The sequence below is a fragment of the Ekhidna sp. genome (assembly GCF_040220215.1).
Lineage (GTDB): Bacteria > Bacteroidota > Bacteroidia > Cytophagales > Cyclobacteriaceae > Ekhidna.
The window spans coordinates 678,429-704,622 of record NZ_JAVJTR010000016.1; the positions used below are offsets into that span (position 1 = coordinate 678,429).

A 26,194-nucleotide genomic window follows, 5' to 3' on the forward strand; every position below is an offset into this window, starting at 1 on the left:
AACTAGATAACTAGCTGAAGTCCATCCCAGGCAATCTCCACATTCTCCGGCAATTCCTTTGAGACATCTCGGTGAGATCCCATAAAGTGCCCAATATGCGTGAGGTATCCTTTTTCGGGCTTTAATTCTTTCATTAGTTCAACTGCTTCTTCGAGGTTGAAATGACTGATGTGCGATTTCTTCTGAAGGGCATTTAACACCAAAACCTTTGATTCTTTGATCTTCTCCTTCTCCTTTTCAGAAATATGATTGGCGTCTGTGATATAAGTAAAGTCCCCAAAACGAAATCCCAGAACCGGGAGTTTATGGTGCATTACTTCAATTGGAATTATTTCTTTTCCCTCAATTTGAAACGGCTTATTCTCAATAAAATTGACTTCTACCTTCGGTACACCCGGGTAGCCATCGTCTTCAAAAATGTATTCAAATTCTTTGTTTAACCTACCAACCACAAATTCTGTAGCGTAGATGGGCATATCTTTTTTCTGCAAAAAGTTATAGCTACGGATATCGTCCATGCCAGCCACATGATCTTTATGTGCATGTGTGAATAAGACTGCATCAACCTGGTCTATTCGTTCGCGCAGCATTTGCTGCCGAAAGTCAGGCCCGGTATCCACGACGATATGGATTCCCTCAAATTCAACATAAATGGAGGAGCGGAGGCGATTGTCCCGGTAGTCAAGCGAGGTGCAAACGTTACATTTGCAACCGATCACCGGGATACCCTGTGAGGTACCTGTTCCCAAGAAAATGACCCTCACAACTGAAGTTGATTATTGGTGATTTCCGAATAAAGTTTTTTGTTATTGTCGCTCAGTTTAGAGCTATCCACTTTGATTGACCTTATGATTTCAATCAAACTATTGACCTTTCCTTCCAGCGCGAAAAATTTATTTACGACTGCAACCTTGCTTTCATTTAAAATACAGTAGCCGGATTGAAAATTTCCTTTCTCGTACCGAAGGATATATTCAGTCTCAGACATGATGTCTTCCAGTTTGTTCAAAAAGTGATTGGTATACTTAATTGTCATTCGTATATTTTTTCACCATCTCCACCACCGAATCATAATTCAAAGGTTTGGGAATGAAAGCATTGATCCCGACTTTCTCAAAATCTTCCATGGTGTAATTGTTGGCATTCCCTGTAATGGCTACAATTGGAATGTTTTTATTGTTTCCTTCCAAGCTTCGAATTTGTCTGGCACATTCCATACCATCCATTACAGGCATATGAATATCCAGCAGTACCATTCCGAAATCATCTTTTTTTAATAAATCAATCACCTGCTGTCCGTTTTTTACGGAGGAGATTTCATAGTTAAGTTGTGATAAAATCTTCTTTGTCAGGTTTTGGATTACACTGCTGTCTTCAGCTACAATTATTTTTTTACTCATCGGTGACTAATAGGTTTTGGCTGCTTTCTTTAAATTCCTGGAACAGGGTCTTTAAGACCTGCACATCTTGTTCTAATCCCTCAAATTTATTTTCTTTTAATCTTTTTTCAATATAAGCGGCTTGTTTAGATAGTTTTTCGACACCTAATGTGCCTGCATTTCCTTTCAAGGTATGCAATTCACCCTTCATTTGCTCATAATCTTTAGCCTCCAGAAAAGTTTCAGTTTTAGAAACCAATTCTTCTGCTTCTTCTTCAAAATCTATCAAAGTTGCTTCAATTAGCCCCTGTCCGCCATACTTTGCCAGCTGATTGAGTGTATTTTGATTAATGGCAAGATCCTCAGCTTTTTCTACTATAGCATCAATGGAAACTTCTATAGGCTTGAAATCTACCCATTTTTTGATTTTCTCGATCAACATTTCCGCCTTTATAGGTTTGGCTAGATAATCATCCAACCCTGCTTTGAGGAATCGTTCACGATCTTCTTCCATGGAATAAGCTGTCATCGCAATAATGGGCGTATTGGCTCCAAATTCAAGCTTTCGCACCTCCCTTGTTGCTTTAATCCCATCCATTTTGGGCATTTGGATGTCCATGAAAATCAGGTCAAATGTACCTTCTGATACTTTTTCAATCGCATGGAAACCGTCAAAGGCTTCCTCGACCAGGCAACCGGATTTTAGCATGATGCTGCTGGCAACTTTCCTGTTCACATCATTATCGTCAACCAGCAATATTCTGGGTTTTTTCCCGGTGAACTCTTTGGTGAATGGCTTGTCTGGTTGCGTTGTTTTTATCTGGTCTTCAGAAACTTCTTCCCCCATAAACGTAAACCAGAATGTGCTCCCCAGCCCTGGGGTAGATACCACGCCAATTTCACCCTTCATCGATTTTACCAGTTCCCTGGAGATGGCCAACCCAAGTCCAGTGCCGCCAAAGTTCTTGGAGCTGCTATTGTCCAACTGATGGAAGCTTTGGAACAGGCTTTTCTGATCTTCCTCAGAGATTCCGATTCCAGAATCTTTAATGGCTACTTTAAAAACAAACTGTTTACCTCGCTTTTTAAGTAGCCTAATGCTCATATTGATATTGCCTTTGTTCTCGCTGAATTTAATGGCATTGGAGGTTAGGTTCGAAAGGACCTGAATCAGCCGGGTTTCATCACCGAGAATCCATACCGGTATCCGGTCATCAATATGATAGTAGAGGTTGTTGTCTTTTGAAGATGCCTGCTGGGAAAAAAGATCGTAGACTTTTTCTATTGTTTTGACCAAATGGACTGGCTGTTGTCGCAGATCCATCTTACCGGCCTCAATCTTGGATAAATCCAGGATGTCATTTAAGATATTTAGAAGGGTTTGTGATGATTTATTGATCGTTTTCACATATTCAGACTGTTCGCCATCCAGACTTGTGCTTGCAAGCAAGTCTATCATACCTATGATCCCATTCATAGGTGTCCTTATTTCGTGGCTCATATTGGCGAGGAACCGTTCTTTTATTTTCAACGATCGTTCAGCCATTTCTTTTGCCCGCTTCAACTCTTCATTCGTTTTTTTAAGTTGGGAAATATCCCTTGCTACCCCCTCAATTTCCACCGAACCATCTTCTTTGTTTATTAGCCGGATGTTGAAAAAGAACTGAAGTTTTTCCCCATTAACAGTCTTAAGTGTTCCTTCTACGTTCCTGATCCTACTTTGCTTATTGATCCTTTCGCCTATTTCAACTACCTGCTTTTTCTGGTCAGCATATTCCAAGACATTGGTGTTGATCACGTTCTTGGGTTCATAACCCAGTACTTCCTGCACAGATGGGCTGATCATTGTGACCAGCCCTTTAGTATCACATCGAAAATAAATATCCTGAAACGACTCGAAAATGGTTCGGAACTTTTCCTCGCTGGCAATAAGGGCACTTTCAGATTCTTTCTTTTCGGTTATATCATTGGCGATTATGGATAGCTCTTCTATTCTTCCGTTTGGGAGAAATATGGGGTTGACAAACACCTCCCGCCAAACCATCTTTCCTGACTTGTCCAGATTGTTGGTTTGAAAATTGACAAACTTGCCGGTGAAAGCTTGTTCATACTTTGCGATCCAAAATTTTTTAATATCCTCGGTAAGGAGATCTTGTGAGACTTCATTGATGCTGGTGCCAATTTTTGGAGAGGCCCCATAGTATTTTTTAAAAGCAATTTCGTAGTTCTGATTGAATGAGGTGAAGCGAAACTTTCTGTCAACCGACCAGATCTCGTGTGTACTACTATCGAAGATCGCACCGAGTGTAGCAGCTTGATTTTCAATCTTTTCTTCCTTGTGCTGACGCTCCATGGCCAGACTGATTTGGCCTCCAATGTAATCTAGTAGTTCAAGGTCTTTGTTGTTAAATGCACTTTGATCATTATAGCTACATATGGACATTACACCCATTTCCGATCCGGTCTTTATAATAACTCCCAGCCATATCTTAGGAATTGGATCTTTGAATTCCTTCCCAATTTGTTGGCTTATTTTTTCTATTCCATCCTTGTAGATAATTAATGATCTGTCTCGCTGAACAGTATAGTCCATCAGGGAGTGATCCACATCATGTGTGAGGTCTTCTTTCTCTTCTTTTTCATTAATCCTGAATACGTTCCTGTATTTCTTCCCCTCTTTTAGTGAAATGTGAAAGTTTTGGACCTTCAGCATCTGGTTTAGCTGATGATAGATGTTTTTATACAACTGTTCCAGATCATTCTCAGTGATGGTGATGTTTGCAATTTGATAATACAAGCTTTGAGCACTTTCCGCCCTGATTCGCTCCGTAATATCATAAAACACACATCTGTATTCCACCGGCTCATCATTTTCGAAAACAGAGGTCATTTTTCCGGTCACATAGATGTTTTTTCCGGACTTGGATATGAGCACGGTTTCAAAGCGTTCGAAGCGACTTCCGGCTGTGATTTTTAAAATGTTTTGGAGCGTTCCCCGCTGGTATTCATGATGAACAGCTTCCAGGAATTTCATGTCGGTGATTTCTTCCTCGGAATACCCAAGCTTTTTTTTCACAGCTTCATTGGCAAAGCGGATGTCCCCTGTTCTTTTGAATATTAAAATCAGGTCATTTGAATTATCAAATAGATCCTTAAGGTTCTGATTGGTCTTTTCAACGAGCGTATAATAATCTCGCTGCGTATTATCCAATTGCCCCTGTAGATTGGCAATTTTCTTTTTTAATTGTTCAATATCGTTTTCCGCCTCTGTCATATCGAGGGTTATGCCCTTTTAAATAATAACCACAAAACTACAATGCCACGTAAATTGCAGTATTGAATTTCTTTATGTACAAATGATGCCATAAGCATTTAAAATTAGGCATTTTAGCCCTTACAAATAATGGCTATTTCGAGCAAACCACTATTAATATCTATCGTAGGCCCAACGGCTGTGGGCAAGACTGACCTTGCTATTCGACTTGCTCGGTTTTTTAAAACTGAAATTGTGTCTGCTGACTCCCGGCAATTCTACAGAGAAATGAGTATTGGAACTGCAAAACCCTCCAAGGACGAATTGTCACTGGTTACTCATCATTTCATTGACTCTCATTCAATTAGTGAACTGTACAGTGCCGGAGCTTTTGGTCGTGATGCAATTAAAAAGATAGGGGACCTACATGGGTCTAATAAAATAGTAATTGCAGTGGGTGGATCAGGCCTTTATTTAAAAGGAATTTGGGAGGGTTTTGACGACATGCCTGAAATTGATCCGTCGATACGTGAGAAACTAAATAGGGAGTTTGAGACGAGGGGGCAGGAGCCTCTGTTAGAGGAGCTGGCTAAAAAGGATCCGGCATATTTTGAAACAGTGGATAGACAAAATACTCAACGGGTTATACGGGCATTGGAAGTTATCAGAGGAACAGGGCAACCATTTTCAACTTTCAGGAAGGCAGTAAAAACGAAAATGCCATATGAAAACCTGAAGATTGGTCTGAACATGGATCGTGAGAAATTGTTTGACCGAATTAATCATAGAATAGATATGATGATTGAGCAAGGTTTATTCGACGAGGCAGAAAGATTGCATCAATTTAAAGAACATAACGCATTGCAGACAGTGGGCTACTCCGAGATCTACGGTTATATGGATGGTGAATATGATCGCGATGAAGCAATAAGATTACTAAAACGAAATAGTAGAAGGTACGCCAAGCGGCAGCTAACCTGGTTTAGGAAGTACGAGGATATTCATTGGTTTGAACCTGATCAATTTGATGAAATCAAAGTTTTGATTGAAGAGAAGCTTCCATGAGTTGATAGTTTTATGTTGCTTTGCTCAGCATTTTTATGGATTCATCCCGCAAAATTTTAATTATCACCTATTACTGGCCGCCAAGTGGTGGAGTAGGTGTTCAGCGGTGGATGAATTTCGCACTTCAGCTCAAAAAAAAGGGTTGGGAGCCGATTGTGCTCACACCGGAAAATCCACAATTTGAAATCAAGGATGAAAAACTACTTGAAAAAGTCAAAGACATCCGAGTGGAGAAACTTACTATCTGGGAGCCTTTTAATCTTTTTCATAAGCTAACTGGAAACAAGAATCGGGAAAATGTGCAGCAAGGGTTGGTGTTGGAGAAGTCACAAAAGTCTGTCAAGGACGGCCTGATGGTTTGGATCCGAGGAAACTTATTAGTTCCTGATCCACGTGTTTTTTGGGTAAAACCGGCAAGCAAAAAGGCAATTGAATTAATCAGAGAGGAGGGAATTGAGACGATAATCACAACCGGACCTCCCCATAGTATGCATTTGATTGGAAGGAGAGTGAAGCGAAAGACCAACATCAAATGGTTGGCTGATTTTCGTGATCCGTGGAGTAAGTGGGATGTGATTCAAAAGCTGAATACTTCTTCTTTTGTAAAAGGCATTCATAAAAGAATGGAAAGAAGTGTAATAGCAGAGGCAGATATTGCCACCACAGTTAGTTCTCGTTTAGCTCAAGCTTTCGGAGGAGTCGAAGTATTGCATAACGGTATTACTACAAACAAAGGCAAAACTGAAGACAAGCAAAATATTTCGACTTTTACGATTGGATATTTTGGAATGCTTAACGAGCTTAGAAACCCCCGTCAGCTGTGGCATTTACTTGACCAGATATGCAGGGAAAATCAAGTGTTTGCAAACAAATTGAAAGTGCGGATTGGGGGAATAGTTTCTGAATCAATAAAGGCAGAAATTGCTGACTTGCATGAGTTAAAAAATCGAGTAGAATTCTTAGGATATTTACCTCATGAATCCGTTCAGGAGGAATATAGAAAGTGTGATGTTTTATTGTTGTTGCTAAACAAGTCAGACAACTCGAACTGGATATTGCCAGTCAAATTTTTTGAATATCTGGCAGCAAAACGAATGATCCTTGCTTTAGGTGAAAGGAAGAGTGATCTCGGAGATTTGATGAATGCGAAAGACATTGGTGAGATACTCTCATATAATGAAGTAGATGGTATTAGAGGTTTTTTGGAAGATGCCTTTGAAAATGAACGACGGCCAAACATAGCTGATATCAAGTCTTTATTGTTTCAATTCAGCCATGACAGACTTGTGGAAAAATTAGAAAAATTGATTGATGGATAAAATTCGTGTAGGAATAATAGGGTGTGGGCGTATTGCTCAAAGACATGCCAAACACATTCAGAATTTGGCCAGATTGATGGCGGTGTGTGATGTTAATGAGGAAAGGGCACAGGAATTGGGTGAAGCATATGATGTCCCATTTTTCACATCTGCAGATGAATTGCTCAAAAATGAAGAAATGGATGTAGTTGCTGTTTGCTCACCAAATGGCTTACATGCAGCACATACGATTGATTCATTAAATGCCGGATTTCACGTTTTATGTGAAAAACCAATGGCGCTTTCCTCTTCGGATTGTGAAGAAATGATCAAAACTGCTGAGCGATGTAATAAACGACTTTTTATAGTAAAGCAGAATCGATTTAATCCTGCTATTGAGGCGGTAAAAGAGAAAATTGACGCTGGCGATTTTGGCCGGATTTATTCCATTCAGCTCAATTGCTTTTGGAACAGAAATTTTGATTACTACAAGAAGTCTGACTGGAAAGGAACGAAGAACCTGGACGGAGGCACATTATTTACCCAGTTCAGTCATTTTATCGACCTGCTATATTGGATGATAGGAGATGTGGAGGAAGCCTCGGCGATGATTGAAAACTATGCGCATAAGGAAATTATAGAGTTTGAAGATACAGGCGTTGTTTCATTAAAATTCAAAAATGGAGTTTTAGGTACCATTAATTACACTGTCAATTCCTTCGCAAAAAACATGGAGGGCTCCATTACCATTTTTGGTGAAAAAGGTACGGTTAAAGTTGGTGGACAATACTTGAATAAACTTGACTACCAATCTTTTGAGGGGGAAGAAATCGGAGAGTTGAGAGCGGGTAACCCTGCAAACGAATACGGAGAATATCAAGGAAGTATGAGTAATCATGATCGGGTGTATGAAAACCTGATTGATGTGCTTCAAAAAGGTGGAAGTATAGCCACGAATGGTCTGGAAGGTCTGAAAACCGTTGAGATCATCGAAAAAATTTATAAAGCTGCAAATGGGTAACCGAAGCTTCATAGTAGGCGATGCAGGAGGAACCGGAACACAGTGGAGGGTTGTGAATGATAAGGATATCAAACAATTCGAGACAGTAGGTTTCAATGCATACACACACAACCTTGATGATTTAAAAACAAGCATTATTCAAACATTTGGAGGAGAAATTGATAAAAACACACCAGTCTTTTTTTATGCCGCCGGTATAGATACCAAGGAGCAGAAAAAATCTACAAAAACTTTTTTGGCCACTATTTTCGGTGAAAGTGTATTTGTTGAAAATGATCTGGTAGGTGTTGCAAGGGCACTCTGCGGCAAAGAGGAGGGGAATGTTTGTATACTGGGTACAGGATCTAATGCCTGTTTTTACAATGGATCAGTAGTGAACAAGGTTAGTGCATCTCTTGGCTATGTGCTGGGGGATGAAGGGAGTGGTGCTTATTTAGGAAAAAAGCTAATGATGGGCGTTTTTCGCGAGCAGTTTTCAAAGAGCATTATTCAAGCCTTCCAAAAGGAATTTGATCTTACATCCCATGATGTAATTCAGCGCATTTATCATCAACCGCGACCCAATCATTTTCTTGCTTCGTTTGGATCGTTTATTCTTCAACACAAAAATCATCCGGAAATCTTTCGTTTAGTCCAAAAGTCCTTTCATGATTTTTTCGATGCATTTTTTGTTGGTAAAAATCATTTAGCCGCACCATTTCACTTCTCCGGCTCAATTGCATTTCATTTTTCTGATATCCTGAGGGAAGTAGGGTCTGAGCGTGGCATTTACATTAAAAACATCATCCAATCACCGATAGCCGGATTAGTTTTATATCATCAAAAGTATGACTAAGAAGCCACTGACCGAATCCGATTCCCGCTACGATCATTTAGAGAAAATGAGCATTGGTGAATTGCTGACCAATATGAACAGGGAGGATCAAACGGTCGCTGTGACAGTTCAAAAATCCATACCAAAAATAGAAAAGCTGGTATCGGAGATTGTGTCACGGATGAAAAGGGGCGGTCGATTGTTTTACATAGGAGCAGGTACAAGCGGAAGGCTGGGGATTGTAGATGCATCTGAATGCCCACCCACATTTGGCGTGCCGCATGATTTGGTCATCGGGATTATAGCAGGTGGAGACGGGGCTATTCGTAAAGCCGTAGAATTTGCAGAGGATGACGGACAGCAAGGGTGGAAAGATTTACAGCAATATGACATTCAAGAAGAAGATACTGTGATCGGAATTGCGGCATCAGGACGAACACCTTATGTTATTGGAGCTATCACAAAATCAAGAAGTCAAGGCCTGTTAACAGGTTGCATCACATGCAATACAGAAACCGAACTGGCAAAAGCAAGTGAGCACCCAATTGAGGTTTTAGTGGGGCCGGAGTTCGTGACAGGGAGTACCAGAATGAAAGCAGGAACAGCTCAAAAACTAGTCCTCAATATGATCTCGACATCCACCATGATTCAGCTGGGGCATGTGGCTGGTAACAAAATGGTGGATATGCAGCTAAGCAATGAAAAGCTGGTAGAGAGAGGTGTTCAGATGCTAATGGGTCAATTAAACATTTCTGAATCTGAGGCCAAAAGCATGCTAAAAAAGCACGGCTCGGTGAGAGAAGCTTTACGACAATTTAATCGCTAAGTATAAGTTTAATATCAATTTTTACTTGCTTGAAATTTTCTTTAAATTGAAAGAGTAGCTTTCTTATAAACCAAATTTTGTTTGTTAACTATTTATTAATAGTGAATAAGAAAAATTTAAACCTAAAGGAAAGTGCTATCTCGGCAATAGAATCTACTTTTGCCTGACCTAAATATAAACCAAGTTAAAACAAGAAAGATGAAGAAAATTTTACTAACTATAACACTTGCTCTCAGCGTATTCGCGATGATGGCCCAGAGTGTTGTTACCGGTACGGTAACCGATGATTCCGGCGAAGGGTTACCCGGCGCTACGGTCCTAATCAAGGGCACACAAAACGGTACGATTACTGATGTTGATGGGAAATTCACATTGAATATTTCGGAAGGAACACCTCTAGTGGTGTCGTACATGGGATTTGAGTCTGTAGATGCAAGGGCTTCCAATGGAATGTCCATTACTTTAAAGCCAGGGACAAGTATTCTTGCTGAGGTTGTAATCACATCAAATGTGATTGATGTTGTGAAGGAGAGGGAAACACCAGTGGCAGTTTCTTCAATTTCTCCTTCTGAAATTTCCATGAAAGTTGGAAACCAAGAGTTTCCAGAGATTATGAACCGGACACCTAGTGTATATGCTACGAAGCAAGGTGGTGGTTATGGAGATTCAAGAATTACATTAAGAGGATTTGACCAAACAAATACTTCATTCCTTATCAACGGACAGCCTGTTAACGACATGGAGAATGGGCGAGTTTTCTGGTCAAACTGGCAAGGACTTACAGATATCGCTTCTGGTATTCAGATTCAAAGAGGTTTGGGAGCTTCAAGACTTGCGGTTCCTTCAGTCGGAGGCACTGTGTCTATTTTCACTAAAGCTGCTGAGCTTTCACAAAATGGAAGAGCATCTCAGGTGATTGGAAACGATGGCTATGTAAAGTCAACAGTTAGCTATTCGACAGGGAAAAATGATAAAGGATGGGCTTCATCATTTTTGATTAGCAGATGGAGTGGAGATGGATACGTATATGGAACAAAAGGTGAAGGCTGGACGTACTTCGCAGCAGTTGGATATGCTCCGGAGGATTCTGATCATGCCATTAATTTCTCATTCTTAGGTGCCGGTCAGTGGCACAACCAGAGAAGTACAGATGTTTCAATCAGAGATTACCAAAACTTTGGTGATGATAAAAAAGATGGTATTGACAGAAGATGGAATACGGATGCAGGTACTTTGAGAGGTGAGGAGTTTAACATGAGAAGAAACTTCTATAATAAGCCACTAGCTACAATCAACTGGGATTGGGAAATCACGGAAAAACTTTCATTAGCAACTTCACTTTATGGATCTGCTGGTCGAGGTGGAGGAACTGGTCCGAGAGGAAACAATTTCAGAAATGATGAAATTGATATTCTTCCTTTTAGAAGAGACTTGACAGAGCATCTTGAAAATCCAGCTAAGGGCTCTAGATTTTCAGATGGAACCATCAATTTTGATAATGTAGTAAGCGTAAATAGATCTACAACACTTCCTTACGGTGGAGATATCTCAGGATATCAGGGACTAAAAATCGGATCGAATGGATTCAGAGAAGATAGTGTCAACCGAGCAGTTTTGATAAGAAGAGCTTCTATGAACTCACATGATTGGGTTGGAGGAATTTCATCATTGAATTATGAAACAGAAAAATTTAAATATTCACTAGGTATTGATTTAAGGAAATACACAGGTTATCACTATAGGGTTGTAACTGACCTAATGGGACTAGATGGTTACTTCTCTGGAGGTAGCGGAACAAATGGAGATCAGAATAGTGCAGGTAAAATCATTGAAACAACTATTGATCCATCTCCTTTCAAGAACACTGGCATAAACGGACCAAAAATCGATTACTACAATATTGGTTACGTAACCTGGCAGGGCGTAAATGGACTAGTTGAGTACAGCGGAAAAGAGAATCTGACAGCTGTAATCCAGGGAGGGCTTTCAAATCAAGGATTCCAACGTGAGGATTTCTTTGATCAGGTAGGAAATCCATTATCTAAGAAAGAAGATATTATTGGAGGATATGTGAAAGGAGGAGCCAACTATAATGTGAGCGATAAGTCCAATGTATTCTTCAATGCAGGTTACATCTCTCGTCAGCCTAATTTCGACGCAGTATTTCCTGGGTTTGCTAACGATGTAAATCCTGATTTGCAGAATGAAATCATCAAGTCAGTTGAAATTGGTTACGGTTACTTAGGTAGATATTTAACAGTCAATGTGAATGCTTACAATACTTCTTGGGGTAATAGATTTATATCAAGATCTGTTGATGTAAGCGCTACAGAATCAGGTACAGCACAGTTCAATGACGTAGATGTATTACACCAGGGTATTGAGTTAGAAGCAACTTATCGTCCAATTGATAATTTAAAACTTCGAGGTATGGTGTCTATGGGTGACTGGAGATACACCAAGGATTTTACTGCGAATGTTTTTGATGACAATCAAAATAATATTGGTAGTACAACTCTTTATCTTAAAGATGCTAAAGTTGGCGATGCTGCTCAGTTTACTTCTTTTATATCAGCTGATTACAGATATAAGTTCATGAGCTTTGATTTAGGTTACAGATTTGTTGATAATTTGTATGCAGATTATAGTCTTGAAGATGATGCTTTTGCTGATCCTGATAACAAAGGAGCTCTTAAGCTACCTTCATTTGGTTTGGTTGATTTAGGTGCAACCGCAAGGTTCGATTTGTTCTCTACTAATGCATCATTCAGAGTTAATATCAACAACTTGTTCGATACAGTTTACATCGCAGAGTCGAATACAAACATTCATGCCGAAGCGGGTTCAGTAACATACAATGGTATTGATGTTACCAACTATGTTTGGTTTGGATTTGGTAGAACCTGGAATGCTACATTGAATATTAACTTCTAATTAAGAAGATAAATTCTAATCAAGACCCTGACCATTCGGTCAGGGTTTTTTGTTTCTATCTCCTCAGGTCTACCTTTGCCTTTGTGCATACCATTACCCCGTATGAGCGCTGGAATCAGTACTACAATTCCAGCTATGATGACCGGTCTCCCTTTGCGGGAAAGGAATACAATTATGAATTGTACTCCGAAAATATCTATGGCTACTACATTGATCCGGCCTGGGATTTCTTTGGGTCTGAGACCCTTTACATAAAAATCATTTTCGCGGACTATGATCTGGGATTTGCCGTCATTGAAATGATTGGTGAATGGAACGACGCATTGAATAATGACATCATGCAGTTCAAAAGAAACATCATAGAACACATGTCATCCTTTGGGATCAACAAGTATGTGCTAGTCGGTGAAAATGTAATGAACTTTCACGGGAGCGATGACTGCTACTATGAAGAGTGGTTTGAGGATGTAGAAGAGGGTTGGATTGCAGGGGTAAACTTTCAGGAGTTTGTAATTGACGAAATGAAAAATTTCAATATCGATAACTACATCAACATGTCCGGGAGCCTTCAAATAGAAAAGTGGAGGACATTGCCTCCATTAAGATTCTTTGAACTAGTCAATGGATTAATCTCTCGTAGACTGGCTATCTAATGAACAGGTTCGTTGATTTGCTTCAAGGCCTGTAGAAGATCGATACTGTTCATTCGCGCAATTACCTCATCACTGAGTTTGAGAAAATCTTCAGCAACGTCACTTTGCTCTGTGAAAGCATAGATGGGCAAATGCTGTTCATTGGATTCGCTCACCCTGATTGATTCCCTGATCCGTTGATCTAATATCAAATTACCTAGTTCTTTTTCGGCCTCCCTGACAATTTTTTGATGTAACAAGGTTTGCTTTCTGAACTGGTTGAAAAAAATGCCTAGAATGTTTAATGGTTTGTTTCTTTCTACTTCATTCAGATAATTCAGAAGCTTTTTGAAACCTGAAACGGAGAATGATCCCGGAGTTGCAGGTATCAGGATGCCGTTGATGTTGGCAATGAACGACTTGACTGTTATTCCAAAATGCGTGGGAAAATCAAGCAAGATGATGTCGTACTTATGCTTAATAGCCACCAGCAGTTTATAGAAGATGATGTGGGCAAATGAAATGAACTGGGTATTGGATTCCATTTCAGCCATGGAATAGTCTCCGGGTATCAAATGAAGGTATGGATGAATCTCAACAGGGTCAATGTTCGGTAAATCATTATGGAGCAATTTTTTTGTGAGTGTAAACAGAGTGGTTGAATGTGTTTCGGATGTGAGTGCTTGTGTTAGATTAGATTGTGGATCGCAATCAATCACCAAAACCTTAAACGACCGTGACCAGCTATGTGCTAAGCTCAAGGTGGTACTAGTTTTTCCAACACCACCTTTGAAGTTATATACTGCTATTGTATGGGACATCTTTAGGTCAGTTCAATAATTGTCATTCCCAGCAGCGGTGATTAAGTATGTTAAAATAAGGAAAATTTTTCTTAAAATGATCCTAATTTTATTATTCTTCAGATAGGATGACCTCTGCAAGGTCAGAAATTAAATACTTCCTTTTGCTGGTGACTTCCTGGCAGACGGATCGGGTTCGTTTTTTTTCTAGCTTCACGAAAACCTTTTGATTGAACTGGAACATACTTCCAATCGGTATTTCTTTTAGCAAAAGCTTGTCGGATGGCTCGTCAAATTGTTTTAGAATCTGATATAACACCGGATCGGAGCAGCTGGATGCTTTTGGATTTCTAAAATACCTCTTAAGCGCAAGTAGAACACTTTCATGAAATACATCAGGAAGGAGCATAGGTTCAGCAACCTCTTTAAAGCAATTTTTCCATTCTTTTCCATGTGGCTGAATTCTACGCCCGTATTGCTTAAAGGCAATTAGGTGGGCAACCTCGTGAAGGTAGGTTACGAGGAAAGCAAATGGATTAAGGTCATTGTTTACCGTGATGGTATGCTTGTTAGTCTGAGGATTGAATCGATAGTCACCTAATTTGGTCTGGCGGGCTTTTTTTATTTTAAATTCAAAGCCCATGCGCTCGTAAAGCTTCACACAATAGCTGACTGAAGCCTCCGGAACGAACTTTTTAAAGACGTTTTCAGCGGTCAATTAAGCAAATGAAAGTTTCCCTTTTGGTTGAGGAATTAGTCGATTCTCCTCCTTGGCAATTGTCAACCATTCTGAGATTATCTGGTGGGCGTTTTGCAAAGCACTTTCATAGGTGTCTCCATCGGCGATGCACCCGGGAAGCTCCGGTACCTCAGCTATAAATGATTGATCATCTTCGCTCCAATAAATGATGATTTCGTATCTAATATCAAGCATCTTTGAATAATTTATACTTCAAGATAATGTTTCTAACTTGTTTTACTTGATAAGGTTTAGCCTTATTCTTTTAGGCTGAATATTGATAATTTCTTCTATTCCTTCTTTGGTAAAGATGTGATGACTACCCTTTATTCTTTCCCTAAAGGCGAAATTTAGTAAAATAGTTCTAAGAATTTCGAATCTAATTTTAGTATCCTTCGCACCTTATAAGATTGATATAATATCTTTATCACCCATTACTTTTTCCTAAACACCATTTTAATAGGAACTCCTCTGAAGTCAAAATGCTCTCGCATCCGATTGGTCAGGTATCGCTGATACGGCTCCTTTATGTACTGAGGAAAATTGCAGAAATAGGCAAAAGTGGGAGTGTGAGTTGGTAATTGGGTGATGTATTTGATTTTGATATAGTGCCCGCGAACAGCTGGTGGTGGATAATTTTCTATCTCCTTGCCCATAATCTCATTCAGTTTTGAAGTTGAGATTCGTCGCGCTCTGTTTTCAAACACTTGTAATCCAAGCTCCAATGTTTGCATGATTCGCTGTTTGTTGATGACTGAAGTGAAAATAACCGGGATGTAATTAAGTGGCCCGAGTTTCTCTTCCAAAAATTTTCGATAGTTATCAGCTGTTTTGGAATCCTTTTCCTGAAGGTCCCACTTATTCACCATCAGAATAATTCCTTTTCTGTATTTGTGAGCCAGGCCAATGATGTTCATGTCTTGAGATTCTAACCCGGTTTCTGCATCTATCATGACGATGCAGACATCTGAGTCCTGTAGTGCCTGAATCGCACGTAGAACAGAGTAAAATTCAATATTCTCTTTTACTTTCGATTTCTTTCTGATACCTGCAGTGTCCGTAAGAATAAAATCTTTGCCGAAAAGATTATACCGGGTGTTAATGGCATCCCTGGTGGTTCCGGCAATGTTGGTGACAATACTTCGCTCTTTCCCGACCAGTGCATTTACAAAAGAAGACTTCCCAACATTCGGTCTTCCCAAAATAGCAATTCGCGGAATATCCTCCTTCTTCAGTTCCTCATCATCAAACTGCTTTACAACCTCATCCAATAAATCGCCTGTTCCAGCACCACTGGCAGCAGCTATTGGAAACAGGTCTGCGTCTATGCCCAGGTTATAAAACTCATTGGCGGCTAAATGCTTTTCCTGATTGTCTGCTTTGTTGGCTACCAGATAGATTGGTTTGTTAATTTCACGCACCACATTTGCAAAGTCCTGATCCAGCCCGTGAAGTCCGGTATCACAATCCACCATAAAAAGAATGGCTGTAGCTTCTTCCAGTGCTTCTTTAACTTGTGTCCGTATGGCCCCTTCAAATATATCGTCGGATCCTTCCACATATCCACCTGTGTCGATAACGGTGAATTTTTTCCCATTCCATTCCCCGTATCCGTAGTGACGATCGCGAGTTACACCGGATTCATTGTCCATGATGGCTTGCTTCTTCTCCACCAGCCTATTGAAAAGGGTGGATTTCCCTACATTAGGCCTGCCTACGATTGCTAAAATATTTGCCATTTAATGGATGTCAAGAGTTTCAAAGCGCGAAGTTAACGAAAGAGCAAGCGTTAATTTCCTTTTTGTGCCGAGATGTATTTATCTATTTCCTTTTCCAATATTGGGAGCGGTACAGAACCATTCTTCAAAATAGCATCATGGAAAGCCTGAATGTCAAATTGATCGTCCAATTCATCGGTGGCTTTAGCTCTTAATTTTTTGATGGTTAGTTCGCCCATCTTATAGCTTACTGCCTGTCCTGGCCATCCAATGTATCGGTCTATTTCGGTATTTACTTCGTGAAGTGAAAGTGCTGTATTCTCAGCCATATATTTCACAGCTTGTTCACGTGTCCATCCTTTGTAGTGTAGACCTACATCCACTACCAAACGGCAGGCGCGCCACATTTCATAAGTATATCTGCCAAATAGATCATAGGGCGTTTCATACATACCCATTTCTTCTCCGAGGTATTCTGAGTAAAGCCCCCAGCCTTCGCCAAAAGCACTTATGTAGTATCCATTTCTAAATTCAGGAAGACCTTCCAACTCGGAGGCTAATGTTATTTGTAAATGGTGCCCGGGTACTGCTTCATGTAGCGTAAGGGCGGGCAAAGTGTACAACGTTCTGCTTTCCAGATTATATGTGTTGACCCAGTAGATCCCGGGCTTTCCCTGATTTTTGCTTCCGCCCACATATCTGCCACCGGTATATTTGGGAGCAATTGCATCAGGGACTGGCTCAACCGTAAATGGCAATTCATAAAGTTTTGAAAAGAGTTTCGGAAGCTGCCCTTCAGCTTTTTTGCTCAGCCAGGCCGCTTTGTTGAGTAGCTCCTGCCCGGTTTTCGGGTAGAACTGTTCATCGGTTCGTAAGAACTTCAGAAATGCAGCAAAGTCACCCTCAAATTCGACTTCAGCGATTATCTGATCCATTAATTTACGAATTCGTGCCACTTCAGCTAAACCTGTGGCATAAACCGAATCCGGGGTAATATCCAGAGTTGTAAAATGGTGTACTCTGTTTTCATAATAAGCTCTTCCATTTTTTATTTCACTGATCCCCACCTTTTCAGGAGCTGTAGGCAAATAGTTATTTTCAATGAACTGATAAAGGTTTTTATATGCAGGCAGAATGCTTCCATAGATTACCTTTTCCGCTTCTTTTTTGATGGCCAATCGATCTTCATCTGAAATTTCAGCCGGTATATTGAGGATTGGTGCATAGAAGGGATTGGATTGGATATCATCCTGCGTCCAGGACTCCAGTAGGTCAAGTATATTTTGTACAATGATTTTTGGAGCTTGAATTTCTTCCGCGATCCCTTCCTGCATCAACTCCTGGTTGTAAGAGAGGTATTCTGGAAAGGTCGTCAGCCAGGTGAAATAAGCGTCATAATCAGCTTTGGAATTAAATGGAAGATTAGATAGAAAAAAAGAAGGCGAATTGAAGAATCCTCCCTCCGCATTAAAAGGGACTAAGTAGGTTTTGAAATCAATCTGACTTATTTCATTTCTTAATTGAAGTACTTTGATGGATCGATTGATGATTTCCTGGTCGTTCAACTCATTGGACGGAATTTGTTCCAATTCCCGAAGGAGAGGGCGTAGCTGATTTACTTTTTCAACTTTAGAATCAACCTTTTGAAAAATATATTTTTCAGGATGTTTCCCCTGCCAGATAACATTTTCAACTTCATAGGATTCATCCACCTTATCAATTCGGTTCAGGATGGAGGTGAGGCTTTCATTGGATTGAGCCTTTATCAGGATTGAAGCAACCAGAAATAGCAATGCGAGGATGTTTCTCATATTAGTAGTTTTAAAGACAATGAAGATAAGAAACTCTGTCAACGAGTTTGCTATTGTTTTCCGTCTTTGTTGATTTGTAAGGTGTCCATTTGGATTGAATCCATCCGCATATATCTCCTTATAGAATCTTGCCTAATGGAATCCAGCCTTGCAGCTTCTAATCGCGCGGCTTCAGCAAGCACTCGCGCTATTTCCTCTTTGGCTACCTCTATGGCCGTCTCTAGTATTTCATCTCTACCTGCTCGAATTCCAGCGATTGTAGGAGTTACATAGACGTCCTGCGCAATGCCTACCCGTTGAGTAGGCTCCTTATTGGCATAAAAAACTCCCATGCCGGTCATCGAAGTATAAAACCTGGAGTAGATCGGGAAATTAATCGCTTTACCATCTGTGCCGGCTGTTTGACTTCCGATAACCGTCACATTTGGTGCGGTTTGTAAACACATGCAGGTGAACTCCGCATGATCCTGCGTTTTTTCATTGACTAACAAGATCACCTTTCCCTTGTAGTAATCCTCGTTCTTTTCGCCACATTTGTTTTTTCCCTGCCACACAAACTTGCCCGGATAGCTAAAGTCAGGTTTGGTATAGATGGCAAAAGTGGTGTCAGATGTATTTAAATACTTTGAAATGGCCCGGTAGGTACCTTTCGGCTCATTTCTCACATCAAGAATGATGACCGTTTTATCCATAAACTCACCCATCATCTGATCTACGTCCCGCACCAGTAATGCATCCAAATTCACATAGCCGATGGAGTCACCAATGGATTCCCATTTTGGTTTTGGAGGAGACTTGGTGTAGGAGATATCCGAATATTTATACAACAATAGATTTTCCGTTCGGGTAGCTCCATTTCTTTCGATGGTCACTCTTGGAGATTCTTTCAAACCCATAAACAGCGTGTGGTAGATACTTCTGTTTTTCACTGCATCATTCGAGCCCCAGATGTATTTTTTGTTGGCCTTGTGAAGATCGCTTACTGATTGACCGTTGACCGTTTTTATGGCATCTCCTATTTGTAGGTCATTTAATTTCGCTCTTTCCGGATCGATAATTTCTGTGATTACCGCCTGATTTTCAATGTAATCGAATCTGGCTGGTAAGTAATTGCTGTAGGGCATTTCATCTAGAACCGGAGTACTTAAGCCAGCATGGGTATCATCCACTTTGACGATCAGCTCCAGAATGGCAAGATGAAAATCCAGCTTCTTTTCTGCTGCCAGAAATTTTGGAATCATCTCTTTCAAAACTTCATCCCAGTCCTGATCTGTTTGGTATTTGTACGGATAAAAGTATTCGATATAGTTCCAGTACCGAAAGAGTGGAATCAATCGCTCATACTCATCAATCAGGTTCAGGTCATCATGTGGTTGTTCATTTCTTGGTTCAAACAGCTGAAGGTCTCCCTGACCTGCATAGTAGTGATTGCCCTGGAACCGATTGAGCTCAATGTTTTTCAGCGATTTTTTAAGCTCATCGGAAAAGCGACTATCCTGAGTCCACGATAAGTCAAAGTTTTTTAAAAATGCTTCCCCGGACCCGGATTGTCTGCAGGTGGTGCAAGGTGGTACCTGTCCCATGTAGTAGATCCATCGGGACATAAATTCGGAAAACTCAGGATAGGTTTGAATATTCGCTGTGTTCTTCAATACGCTAGCTATTTTATCATCCCAATCAAAAGAACCTTTGCTCACTAATGGATGATAGTATTTCAGAAACCCCCAGATTTTGCAGGTGTAGTAAATCCTGTCAACCTTTGAAAGACTTTGATCAGGATCTGTATTGTGTGGGTTGGCTAAAACGGGAGAGAACAGAAAGCTAAGAACGATTGCAAAAAGGAAAAACTGACGCATGGCTAGTTAGGTTTATTAGTAACCAAACCTAGTCAATTTTCTATCATCTTTTCGCCAGTCTTTTTCCACTTTTACAAAAGTTTGTAGATGGATTTTTTTGTCAAAAAAAGCTTCCATATCTATTCTCGCTTCCATGCCCACTTTTTTGATGGATTCTGCTTTCTTGCCAATGATGATGCCTTTCTGGCTATCCCGTTCTACAAAGATTTCTGCATCGATGTGAATGATCTTTTCTTCCTCCTTGAAGGATGTAACCACCACCTCAGAGCTGTAAGGAATCTCCTGCTGATAGTTCATGAAGATTTTCTCCCGGATGATCTCGGCGCAGATGAAGCGCTCACTTTTGTCTGTGATTTCATCTTTTGGAAAAAATGCGGGATGAACAGGTAGTAATTCCAATATCCGATCCATCAATTCTTGTGTGCCTTGCTGCTCCAGTGCAGATATGTTCATCATCTCCATATCCGGATAAAGCTCCTTCCAGTAGTTGGCCTTATCATATGCCTGAGAACCTTTGCCTGTATCTGTTTTATTCATTAGAAAGATGACAGGAGCTTCGGCTCTTTGAGCCATCTCGATCAATTCCGGGTATTCATTTTTATCCTCAAGAGCTACCATAAACAGGATGATGTCTGCATCGTCCAGTGCGGTGCGCACATATCCCATCATTTTCTCCTGCAGCTTGTACGCCGGATCTATTGCTCCCGGGGTATCGGAAAATACGATTTGATAGTTTTCATGATTTAAGATTCCGAACATCCGGTGGCGGGTAGTCTGTGCTTTACTGCTGGTGATGGCAATCTTCTCATTCATCAGGGCATTCAGTAAAGTGGATTTGCCCACATTAGGACGACCAATGATATTGACAAACCCTGACTTGAACTCTTTCGTTTCTTCCATGAAATGACAAAACTATGCGGATAACACTAACCATACTAATGCTGGCACTATTTACAGGCATAAATGGGCAGGATAAAGAAGTGGAGGCTATAAAATCTCAAATAACACAATTCTCCAAATATCTGATGGCCGGGGAACGGGACAAGGTTGTGGACATGTACACTTCGGATGCGAAAATTTTTCCTTCAGACACTGATATTTTGGAGGGAGAGGAGCTTTCAAATTATTGGAATCCATCGGGAGAAAGAGACTGGAAAACAACCTATCATAAGATAACACCGATTGAAATTAAGTTATTGGGGAATGAAGCTTATGACTATGGATATTATGATGGCACCTCTTCAAATGGAGATCAATCATCTGATTGGCGTGGAAAGTATGTGATTATTTGGAAGAAGGTAGAAGGTGAATGGAAGATCTACCTGGATATTTGGAACAGGATTAAAAATGACTAAGTATATTTTGAATTCTATTTGGTAAGAAAATATTAGCGACGTAATTTTGCAGTCATATCGCGGGGTGGAGCAGTTGGTAGCTCGTCGGGCTCATAACCCGAAGGTCACAGGTTCGAGTCCTGTTCCCGCTACATTGAAAATCAGGCAGTTACGAAAAAGTGACTGCCTTTTTTTTGCTATGGGTAAAACATAGCCAAAACAATTCATTTTTTACTCCTAACATTCTCTGACAAAAGGGCCTCATTTATAGTCACTACAGAAATTCAATAATTTCAGCGCAGTGTAACAATATGATACTGGTTCAGCTTGCAGTAAAAACATGAGCAAGGAGACCACTGACTTGCTTTATAATTGGAAGAAAGCGAACTATACGCTTATCCCAACGACTAATACGGCATAAAACGGATTTTGTGTAAATTTCTTGTTGCTAGATAATGACTACAAGTGGAATTTAAATTTCATTCTTGAATCTAAATGCCTTCATAGTACCAAAATGTAAAAGAGGATTTTTTTTACTCAAAAAGTATTTAGATTGTAATGCAATTTTGGGAAAATCTGAAACGGAGAGACAATCTAATTTGAGGAATGCCTCAAAAAGTAATTATAAATAAGAGTAAGACCTAACACAAAAAGGCCTGCTGTAATTCCCAACATAATATTAATATAAGGTGGAGCTGTTAGTGAAACTCTTATCAGAATTGTAGCAAAAGCAAATGAAGAGTACCTAAATAAATTGTAGTATTTGCTGCTGTATCTTAATGAAAACAATAGAATTAAGATATCGGTAAAAATGAGTACCGTATAGAATGTACTGAATGAATCAACATATTTACCCGTTTGAGCAAAATTCACTAAATCATTTGAACCAAGATAGATAAAGATTAGCAAGAGTATAAATGCTAAAATCTTCTTGAATGATATAAATTCTTGTTGTTCTTCATCTGTTTTTGTAATCTTTTCATGCCTCTGTTTTTTGTAATAAAAACCTATGATAAGGAATATTACCAATGCACCAAATGCGTCACTTAGCATGTGGAAAAGTGGATCATATAAGATGGATGACCATTCTACAGGTTGATTGAAATTGCCAAATTCCTTGAATGCTGATCTTAATAAGATCACTGATAGAATCTCAAATTGCTTTCCTACCGAATCAGCAACTGATCTTGAAAGGACAAAAATCAACCCCAAAATCTCAATAATAAGTAGAATTTGAAATGCAATATCAATTGCAAGAAAGTAGTTGGTTTTAGGAGGAAGGAATGCAATTTCAAAATTTCTTGAAATTGCTACGATCGCTAGCCCAACTAAAAAACCTAAGATCAAGCCTAAACTAATAAAACGGTCTGTCCGATGATTACTCCAGACGTGTCCTAGTGAATCGTATATTCTTACAATCAGATTCATTATTGAATTTTTTTCTTTTGAATGGCATCCCTAATTCTGGTAGCACTCTCGTAATCCTCTTTTTTCAGTACTTTTTCTAGAAGTTCTTCTAATTCGTTTAAAGGAAAATTGATAAAGGATCCCCTTTTATCAACGGGGAGTCCTTCCGTATCAACCGAAAAGCCAGTATTCTCAAGGATAAAGTCAAATGTGTAAATTGGACATTCAAAACGTACCGCTAGCGCAATTGCATCAGAAGTTCTGGAATCAACTGCAATCTTTTCCTGACCTTTACTAAAGATCACTTTGGAGTGATATCGCTCTTCTACTATTTCATTAATGACCACCTCCTCTATTTTCACTCCAAGAGCTTTCATAGAGTTATAAAAAAGGTCATGTGTTTGTGGTCTCAATGGCTTCATTTTTTCTACAACCATTGCTATGGCTTGGGCTTCAACCGCACCAATCGTAATAGGAATTCTTCGCTTCATTTTGACATCCTCAAGTACTAAAGCAAATTGACCAGGATGTGACTCACTATTAGTAAGTGCAACTAGGTTGAGCTCTACTTTTTTCATAGGCCAGAAAAGCTATAGATCATAAATAGGCCATAACCAATACAGAGGATACCTGACAGCATTATAAAACTGTTCTGAATTTTAATGCTTACACCACTTCTAGATCCTATGGGTATTTTAAAGAGCATTGCGACTATTATCATCCCTAAGATAGAACCAGCCCCAAAAAGGAGTATGTAAACAATACTAAGTGAAGATGATTCGATCTCCGACATGGCGATTAGAACCACCGCTCCACTACCTGCCAAACCATGAATTAAGCCGATTGAGTACGCAAGCTTACTATCTGCCGGTGTAGGTTTAGCAATCTTTTGATTGGCTTTTCTCAATTTTCCAATACGAAATATCCCAAGAGCGACTAATGTTACTCCTACGACAACCTCTAAATATTCAAAAGAACCTATGTTTAGCGTGAGTTTACCGACAATGATTATACATCCTACTAGTAGGATTGTAGAGGTATGGCCCAAACCCCAAAAAAGTCCATCGCGTATTGCTTCTAGAAAAGTGTTCCGTCTATTTGCAATGTTACCCACAGCGAGCACATGATCGGCCTCAAAAGCATGGTTGAATCCAACAACAGCAGCAAACAAAAGGGTAGGTAAAGTCATAGATTAATTGATTTTAATAGTACTCGATGATTGCCTGTATCAGCAATCGCTAATAGGTTATCTTCAATACAAATGGAAAAAGGCCAATACAAAGCATTGGCCGTTCCCATCATGGTTTTTGCATTTTCACTTCCAGTCCCAAAATCATCATGACCAATTAGACTATGGGCAGGGGTATTACTTTTTTGGGGAAAGGGAGCAAATCGTAAGATTCGGCTATTGCCTGTATCTGCAACATAAAGGTCTTCTTCATGGAAAAAAGAATCATAGCACCAGTTGAGTGTGAAAGCTGCAGGTTGAAGTCGATATTGATTCTGACCGTTCCCTTCAAAGTCTTCTTGCCCCACAATAACGTCCGCCTTATCTGTCAATCCCTTTCTCCAATCATTCCAAAGTAGCACTCGATAGTACTGTGTGTCAGTGATAGCCATTTTTCCACTTTGACTTATCCTAACAGAATAAGGCCAAATAGGATCGGAATTTTCATAGTCTCTTTCAGTGAAATTTTCTTTCCCTATCACTCCATCAGCTTTTTGATAATTAGTGTTCGGGATTACCTTGTAATAAAGTACCCTTCTGTTACCTGTATCAGCAATCCATAAACTCCGGCCATCTGAATATACACCATAAGGCCAATTAAGACTTCTTGCTGTTGGATCATTACCCACACCACTGACATTGGGTTGATTGCAATCAAAGTCTGGTTGCCCTAAGACAATATCTGCCGGCTGTCCGTTGTGATCTGGGAATTTGTTCCAAATCAAAACACGATGATTCCAAGCATCTGCAATAATCACGCGCTCACCATCTGACCAAATACCTGAGGGGTAGTGTAATGTACTGGCAGATACCTCACTTCCACTGTTTCTTTTGGTGTCTTTTGCCTCAAGTTGACCTAATGTAATATCTGGCTTTTGATACTTTTCTGAAGGAAGTTGATTCCAGATGAAAACCCTATTCTGTCCTGTGTCAGAAACAAACAATTTCCCTTTCTCCATCCACACACCTCTTGGAGCTAGCAAAGGATTACCTTCATCGCCATAAAAGAGCGTACTTTCCAAAAGGAAATCGGTCGTTATTTCATCGAGGTTTAGCATATTCTGGGTAATTGTTCTCCTGGCAGCATGGTAAGTGCACGCTTTCCACCAATTGCACTTGTCATGATTACTTGCTTGGGGTGTTTATCAGTGACAGTTCCTATAATTGAAGCACTTGATGTTGCTTCGTCTCTTTTTAAGAAGTCTACATATTCCTGAGCAATTTCATTCGAAACAATACTTACGAAAACTCCTTCATTGGCCACATACATTGGATCAAGTCCAAGCATTTCGCAAGCACCCTGGACACTTTCGTTGACTGGTATTTGTTTGTATTCCAAGTCCATTCCAAGGTTACGCTTTTCAGCCATTTCTTTAAGCACGGTAGCAACGCCACCTCTCGTGGCATCTCTCAAGACATGAATGTCAGAACCAAATTTTTCAATACTGGATTGAACCACTTTGCTTAGGTTTTTGGTATCGCTTTCAATGTCTGTTTCAAACTCCAGACCTGAGCGGACAGACATGATGGCAATGCCATGTCGAGCGAGTTGATCACTTACTATTATACTATCTCCTGCTTTAATGTTGTTTACCGAGATATTTGACTTTGAATGAACAGATCCAATACCAGTGGTATTGATGAAAATTTTATCTCCTTTCCCTTTATCAACCACCTTCGTATCTCCAGTAACAATTTGAACACCTGCACTTTCTGCAGCACCTTTGATTGAGACCAGTATCTTCCAAAATTCCTCCATAGCTAGCCCTTCTTCTAGTATAAAGCTTAAGGAAAGATATTTTGGAATCGCACCGCACATAGCAAGATCATTGACTGTGCCGTACACAGCCAACTCGCCGATGTTCCCTCCAGGAAAGAAGATCGGGTTGATAACAAAACTATCTGTAGTGAAAGCAGATTCACCTGATAATTCTAAAATAGCTCCATCATGTTGCTCTGAAAGCTTATCATTTTTTAAAAGATCAAAAACGCCCGCATCAAGCAACTTATGAGTCAATATCCCACCACTGCCGTGACCTAAAGTGATTAGATCAAAGTCAAGTTTTGGCATAGGACAAC

The 26,194-nt window shown here is 39.9% G+C and carries 24 protein-coding genes and 1 tRNA gene; 9 read left to right on the forward strand and 16 right to left on the reverse strand.

The window, feature by feature from the left end; translation table 11 throughout:
• Positions 1–2: 2 nt before the first annotated feature.
• From RIC88_RS11775 to RIC88_RS11790, 4 genes are read right to left on the reverse strand one after another with little or no spacing between them, the layout of a single operon-like run.
• Complete coding sequence (locus RIC88_RS11775; RefSeq protein ID WP_350217731.1) at positions 3–764, reverse strand: MBL fold metallo-hydrolase; 762 nt, start codon at positions 762–764, stop codon at positions 3–5.
• Positions 761–1,036 (reverse strand): hypothetical protein, encoded by a 276-nt coding sequence (locus tag RIC88_RS11780; RefSeq protein WP_350217732.1) that lies wholly within the window; start codon positions 1,034–1,036, stop codon positions 761–763. Before RIC88_RS11780 ends, RIC88_RS11775 begins: the two co-directional genes overlap by 4 nt.
• Positions 1,026–1,400 carry a response regulator gene (locus RIC88_RS11785; protein WP_350217733.1) on the reverse strand — a complete coding sequence of 125 codons (375 nt, stop codon included), beginning with the start codon at positions 1,398–1,400 and terminating at the stop codon, positions 1,026–1,028. Before RIC88_RS11785 ends, RIC88_RS11780 begins: the two co-directional genes overlap by 11 nt.
• Positions 1,393–4,653: a PAS domain S-box protein gene (locus RIC88_RS11790; RefSeq protein ID WP_350217734.1), complete on the reverse strand. Its 3,261-nt coding sequence runs from the start codon at positions 4,651–4,653 to the stop codon at positions 1,393–1,395. The genes RIC88_RS11785 and RIC88_RS11790 overlap by 8 nt, the downstream gene beginning before the upstream one ends.
• Positions 4,654–4,782: 129 nt before the next feature.
• On the opposite strand from RIC88_RS11790, the gene miaA reads away from it, so the two are divergent.
• The 7 genes from miaA (at position 4,783) to RIC88_RS11825 (ending at position 13,243) form a co-directional block, all read left to right on the forward strand.
• Positions 4,783–5,697 carry a tRNA (adenosine(37)-N6)-dimethylallyltransferase MiaA gene (gene miaA, locus RIC88_RS11795; protein WP_350217735.1) on the forward strand — a complete coding sequence of 305 codons (915 nt, stop codon included), beginning with the start codon at positions 4,783–4,785 and terminating at the stop codon, positions 5,695–5,697.
• A 35-nt stretch (positions 5,698–5,732) separates the two neighbouring features.
• The gene (locus tag RIC88_RS11800; RefSeq protein ID WP_350217736.1) at positions 5,733–7,016 is read left to right on the forward strand and encodes a glycosyltransferase family protein; all 1,284 of its coding nucleotides are present in this window, start codon (positions 5,733–5,735) and stop codon (positions 7,014–7,016) included.
• Entirely contained in the window at positions 7,009–8,016 is a 1,008-nt protein-coding gene (locus RIC88_RS11805; RefSeq protein WP_350217737.1) for a Gfo/Idh/MocA family protein, read from the forward strand. The genes RIC88_RS11800 and RIC88_RS11805 overlap by 8 nt, the downstream gene beginning before the upstream one ends.
• On the forward strand, positions 8,009–8,851 hold the full coding sequence (locus RIC88_RS11810) for an N-acetylglucosamine kinase (RefSeq protein ID WP_350217738.1): 843 nt from the start codon (positions 8,009–8,011) through the stop codon (positions 8,849–8,851). The genes RIC88_RS11805 and RIC88_RS11810 overlap by 8 nt, the downstream gene beginning before the upstream one ends.
• Positions 8,844–9,656 (forward strand): N-acetylmuramic acid 6-phosphate etherase, encoded by an 813-nt coding sequence (gene murQ, locus RIC88_RS11815; RefSeq protein WP_350217739.1) that lies wholly within the window; start codon positions 8,844–8,846, stop codon positions 9,654–9,656. The genes RIC88_RS11810 and murQ overlap by 8 nt, the downstream gene beginning before the upstream one ends.
• 198 nt (positions 9,657–9,854) lie before the next feature.
• Positions 9,855–12,590, forward strand: coding sequence for a TonB-dependent receptor (locus tag RIC88_RS11820; protein ID WP_350217740.1), 2,736 nt, complete (start codon positions 9,855–9,857; stop codon positions 12,588–12,590).
• 83 nt (positions 12,591–12,673) lie between these two features.
• Entirely contained in the window at positions 12,674–13,243 is a 570-nt protein-coding gene (locus tag RIC88_RS11825; protein WP_350217741.1) for a hypothetical protein, read from the forward strand.
• On the opposite strand, the gene RIC88_RS11830 is transcribed toward RIC88_RS11825, so the two are convergent.
• The 7 genes from RIC88_RS11830 to era all read right to left on the reverse strand — a co-directional run bounded on the left by RIC88_RS11830 (position 13,240) and on the right by era (position 21,046).
• Positions 13,240–14,043 carry a ParA family protein gene (locus RIC88_RS11830; RefSeq protein ID WP_350217742.1) on the reverse strand — a complete coding sequence of 268 codons (804 nt, stop codon included), beginning with the start codon at positions 14,041–14,043 and terminating at the stop codon, positions 13,240–13,242. The genes RIC88_RS11825 and RIC88_RS11830 overlap by 4 nt on opposite strands.
• A gap of 91 nt (positions 14,044–14,134) precedes the next feature.
• Complete coding sequence (locus RIC88_RS11835) at positions 14,135–14,740, reverse strand: SprT-like domain-containing protein (protein WP_350217743.1); 606 nt, start codon at positions 14,738–14,740, stop codon at positions 14,135–14,137.
• Positions 14,741–14,956, reverse strand: coding sequence for a type II toxin-antitoxin system HicB family antitoxin (locus tag RIC88_RS11840; protein WP_350217744.1), 216 nt, complete (start codon positions 14,954–14,956; stop codon positions 14,741–14,743). It lies immediately after the preceding gene.
• Positions 14,957–15,195: 239 nt separating this feature from the next.
• Positions 15,196–16,500 carry a ribosome biogenesis GTPase Der gene (gene der, locus RIC88_RS11845; protein WP_350217745.1) on the reverse strand — a complete coding sequence of 435 codons (1,305 nt, stop codon included), beginning with the start codon at positions 16,498–16,500 and terminating at the stop codon, positions 15,196–15,198.
• A 50-nt stretch (positions 16,501–16,550) separates the two neighbouring features.
• The gene (locus RIC88_RS11850) at positions 16,551–18,290 is read right to left on the reverse strand and encodes a DUF885 domain-containing protein (protein WP_350217746.1); all 1,740 of its coding nucleotides are present in this window, start codon (positions 18,288–18,290) and stop codon (positions 16,551–16,553) included.
• Positions 18,291–18,340: 50 nt separating this feature from the next.
• Complete coding sequence (locus RIC88_RS11855) at positions 18,341–20,146, reverse strand: S41 family peptidase (RefSeq protein ID WP_350217747.1); 1,806 nt, start codon at positions 20,144–20,146, stop codon at positions 18,341–18,343.
• Positions 20,147–20,161: 15 nt separating this feature from the next.
• A complete protein-coding gene (gene era, locus RIC88_RS11860) occupies positions 20,162–21,046 on the reverse strand; it encodes a GTPase Era (RefSeq protein ID WP_350217748.1) in 885 nt (294 codons plus the stop codon).
• Between the two features lie 14 nt (positions 21,047–21,060).
• On the opposite strand from era, the gene RIC88_RS11865 reads away from it, so the two are divergent.
• On the forward strand, positions 21,061–21,501 hold the full coding sequence (locus RIC88_RS11865; protein WP_350217749.1) for a YybH family protein: 441 nt from the start codon (positions 21,061–21,063) through the stop codon (positions 21,499–21,501).
• 58 nt (positions 21,502–21,559) lie between these two features.
• A tRNA-Met gene (locus tag RIC88_RS11870) sits at positions 21,560–21,632 on the forward strand.
• Between the two features lie 442 nt (positions 21,633–22,074).
• On the opposite strand, the gene RIC88_RS11875 is transcribed toward RIC88_RS11870, so the two are convergent.
• From RIC88_RS11875 to hypE, 5 genes are read right to left on the reverse strand one after another with little or no spacing between them, the layout of a single operon-like run.
• Positions 22,075–22,908 (reverse strand): hypothetical protein, encoded by an 834-nt coding sequence (locus RIC88_RS11875; protein WP_350217750.1) that lies wholly within the window; start codon positions 22,906–22,908, stop codon positions 22,075–22,077.
• On the reverse strand, positions 22,908–23,465 hold the full coding sequence (locus tag RIC88_RS11880; RefSeq protein WP_288368743.1) for a bifunctional nuclease family protein: 558 nt from the start codon (positions 23,463–23,465) through the stop codon (positions 22,908–22,910). Before RIC88_RS11880 ends, RIC88_RS11875 begins: the two co-directional genes overlap by 1 nt.
• A complete protein-coding gene (locus tag RIC88_RS11885) occupies positions 23,462–24,076 on the reverse strand; it encodes an urease accessory protein (RefSeq protein WP_350217751.1) in 615 nt (204 codons plus the stop codon). The genes RIC88_RS11880 and RIC88_RS11885 overlap by 4 nt, the downstream gene beginning before the upstream one ends.
• The gene (locus RIC88_RS11890) at positions 24,073–25,173 is read right to left on the reverse strand and encodes an NHL repeat-containing protein (protein ID WP_350217752.1); all 1,101 of its coding nucleotides are present in this window, start codon (positions 25,171–25,173) and stop codon (positions 24,073–24,075) included. The genes RIC88_RS11885 and RIC88_RS11890 overlap by 4 nt, the downstream gene beginning before the upstream one ends.
• Complete coding sequence (hypE, locus tag RIC88_RS11895) at positions 25,167–26,186, reverse strand: hydrogenase expression/formation protein HypE (RefSeq protein WP_350217753.1); 1,020 nt, start codon at positions 26,184–26,186, stop codon at positions 25,167–25,169. Before hypE ends, RIC88_RS11890 begins: the two co-directional genes overlap by 7 nt.
• Between the last annotated feature and the right edge of the window lie 8 nt (positions 26,187–26,194).

Excerpts from the sequence above, each read along its gene's own strand:
- RIC88_RS11830 (WP_350217742.1), bottom strand. The coding sequence starts at position 14,043 with ATGTCCCATACAATAGCAGTATATAACTTCAAAGGTGGTGTTGGAAAA.
- RIC88_RS11805 (WP_350217737.1), top strand. The coding sequence starts at position 7,009 with ATGGATAAAATTCGTGTAGGAATAATAGGGTGTGGGCGTATTGCTCAA.
- RIC88_RS11790 (WP_350217734.1), bottom strand. The coding sequence starts at position 4,653 with ATGACAGAGGCGGAAAACGATATTGAACAATTAAAAAAGAAAATTGCC.
- RIC88_RS11875 (WP_350217750.1), bottom strand. The coding sequence starts at position 22,908 with ATGAATCTGATTGTAAGAATATACGATTCACTAGGACACGTCTGGAGT.
- der (WP_350217745.1), bottom strand. The coding sequence starts at position 16,500 with ATGGCAAATATTTTAGCAATCGTAGGCAGGCCTAATGTAGGGAAATCC.
- RIC88_RS11855 (WP_350217747.1), bottom strand. The coding sequence starts at position 20,146 with ATGCGTCAGTTTTTCCTTTTTGCAATCGTTCTTAGCTTTCTGTTCTCT.
- RIC88_RS11865 (WP_350217749.1), top strand. The coding sequence starts at position 21,061 with ATGCGGATAACACTAACCATACTAATGCTGGCACTATTTACAGGCATA.
- hypE (WP_350217753.1), bottom strand. The coding sequence starts at position 26,186 with ATGCCAAAACTTGACTTTGATCTAATCACTTTAGGTCACGGCAGTGGT.
- RIC88_RS11890 (WP_350217752.1), bottom strand. The coding sequence starts at position 25,173 with ATGCTAAACCTCGATGAAATAACGACCGATTTCCTTTTGGAAAGTACG.
- RIC88_RS11885 (WP_350217751.1), bottom strand. The coding sequence starts at position 24,076 with ATGACTTTACCTACCCTTTTGTTTGCTGCTGTTGTTGGATTCAACCAT.
- RIC88_RS11785 (WP_350217733.1), bottom strand. The coding sequence starts at position 1,400 with ATGAGTAAAAAAATAATTGTAGCTGAAGACAGCAGTGTAATCCAAAAC.
- RIC88_RS11840 (WP_350217744.1), bottom strand. The coding sequence starts at position 14,956 with ATGCTTGATATTAGATACGAAATCATCATTTATTGGAGCGAAGATGAT.
- era (WP_350217748.1), bottom strand. The coding sequence starts at position 21,046 with ATGGAAGAAACGAAAGAGTTCAAGTCAGGGTTTGTCAATATCATTGGT.
- murQ (WP_350217739.1), top strand. The coding sequence starts at position 8,844 with ATGACTAAGAAGCCACTGACCGAATCCGATTCCCGCTACGATCATTTA.
- miaA (WP_350217735.1), top strand. The coding sequence starts at position 4,783 with ATGGCTATTTCGAGCAAACCACTATTAATATCTATCGTAGGCCCAACG.
- RIC88_RS11820 (WP_350217740.1), top strand. The coding sequence starts at position 9,855 with ATGAAGAAAATTTTACTAACTATAACACTTGCTCTCAGCGTATTCGCG.
- RIC88_RS11810 (WP_350217738.1), top strand. The coding sequence starts at position 8,009 with ATGGGTAACCGAAGCTTCATAGTAGGCGATGCAGGAGGAACCGGAACA.
- RIC88_RS11880 (WP_288368743.1), bottom strand. The coding sequence starts at position 23,465 with ATGAAAAAAGTAGAGCTCAACCTAGTTGCACTTACTAATAGTGAGTCA.
- RIC88_RS11780 (WP_350217732.1), bottom strand. The coding sequence starts at position 1,036 with ATGACAATTAAGTATACCAATCACTTTTTGAACAAACTGGAAGACATC.
- RIC88_RS11850 (WP_350217746.1), bottom strand. The coding sequence starts at position 18,290 with ATGAGAAACATCCTCGCATTGCTATTTCTGGTTGCTTCAATCCTGATA.
- RIC88_RS11800 (WP_350217736.1), top strand. The coding sequence starts at position 5,733 with ATGGATTCATCCCGCAAAATTTTAATTATCACCTATTACTGGCCGCCA.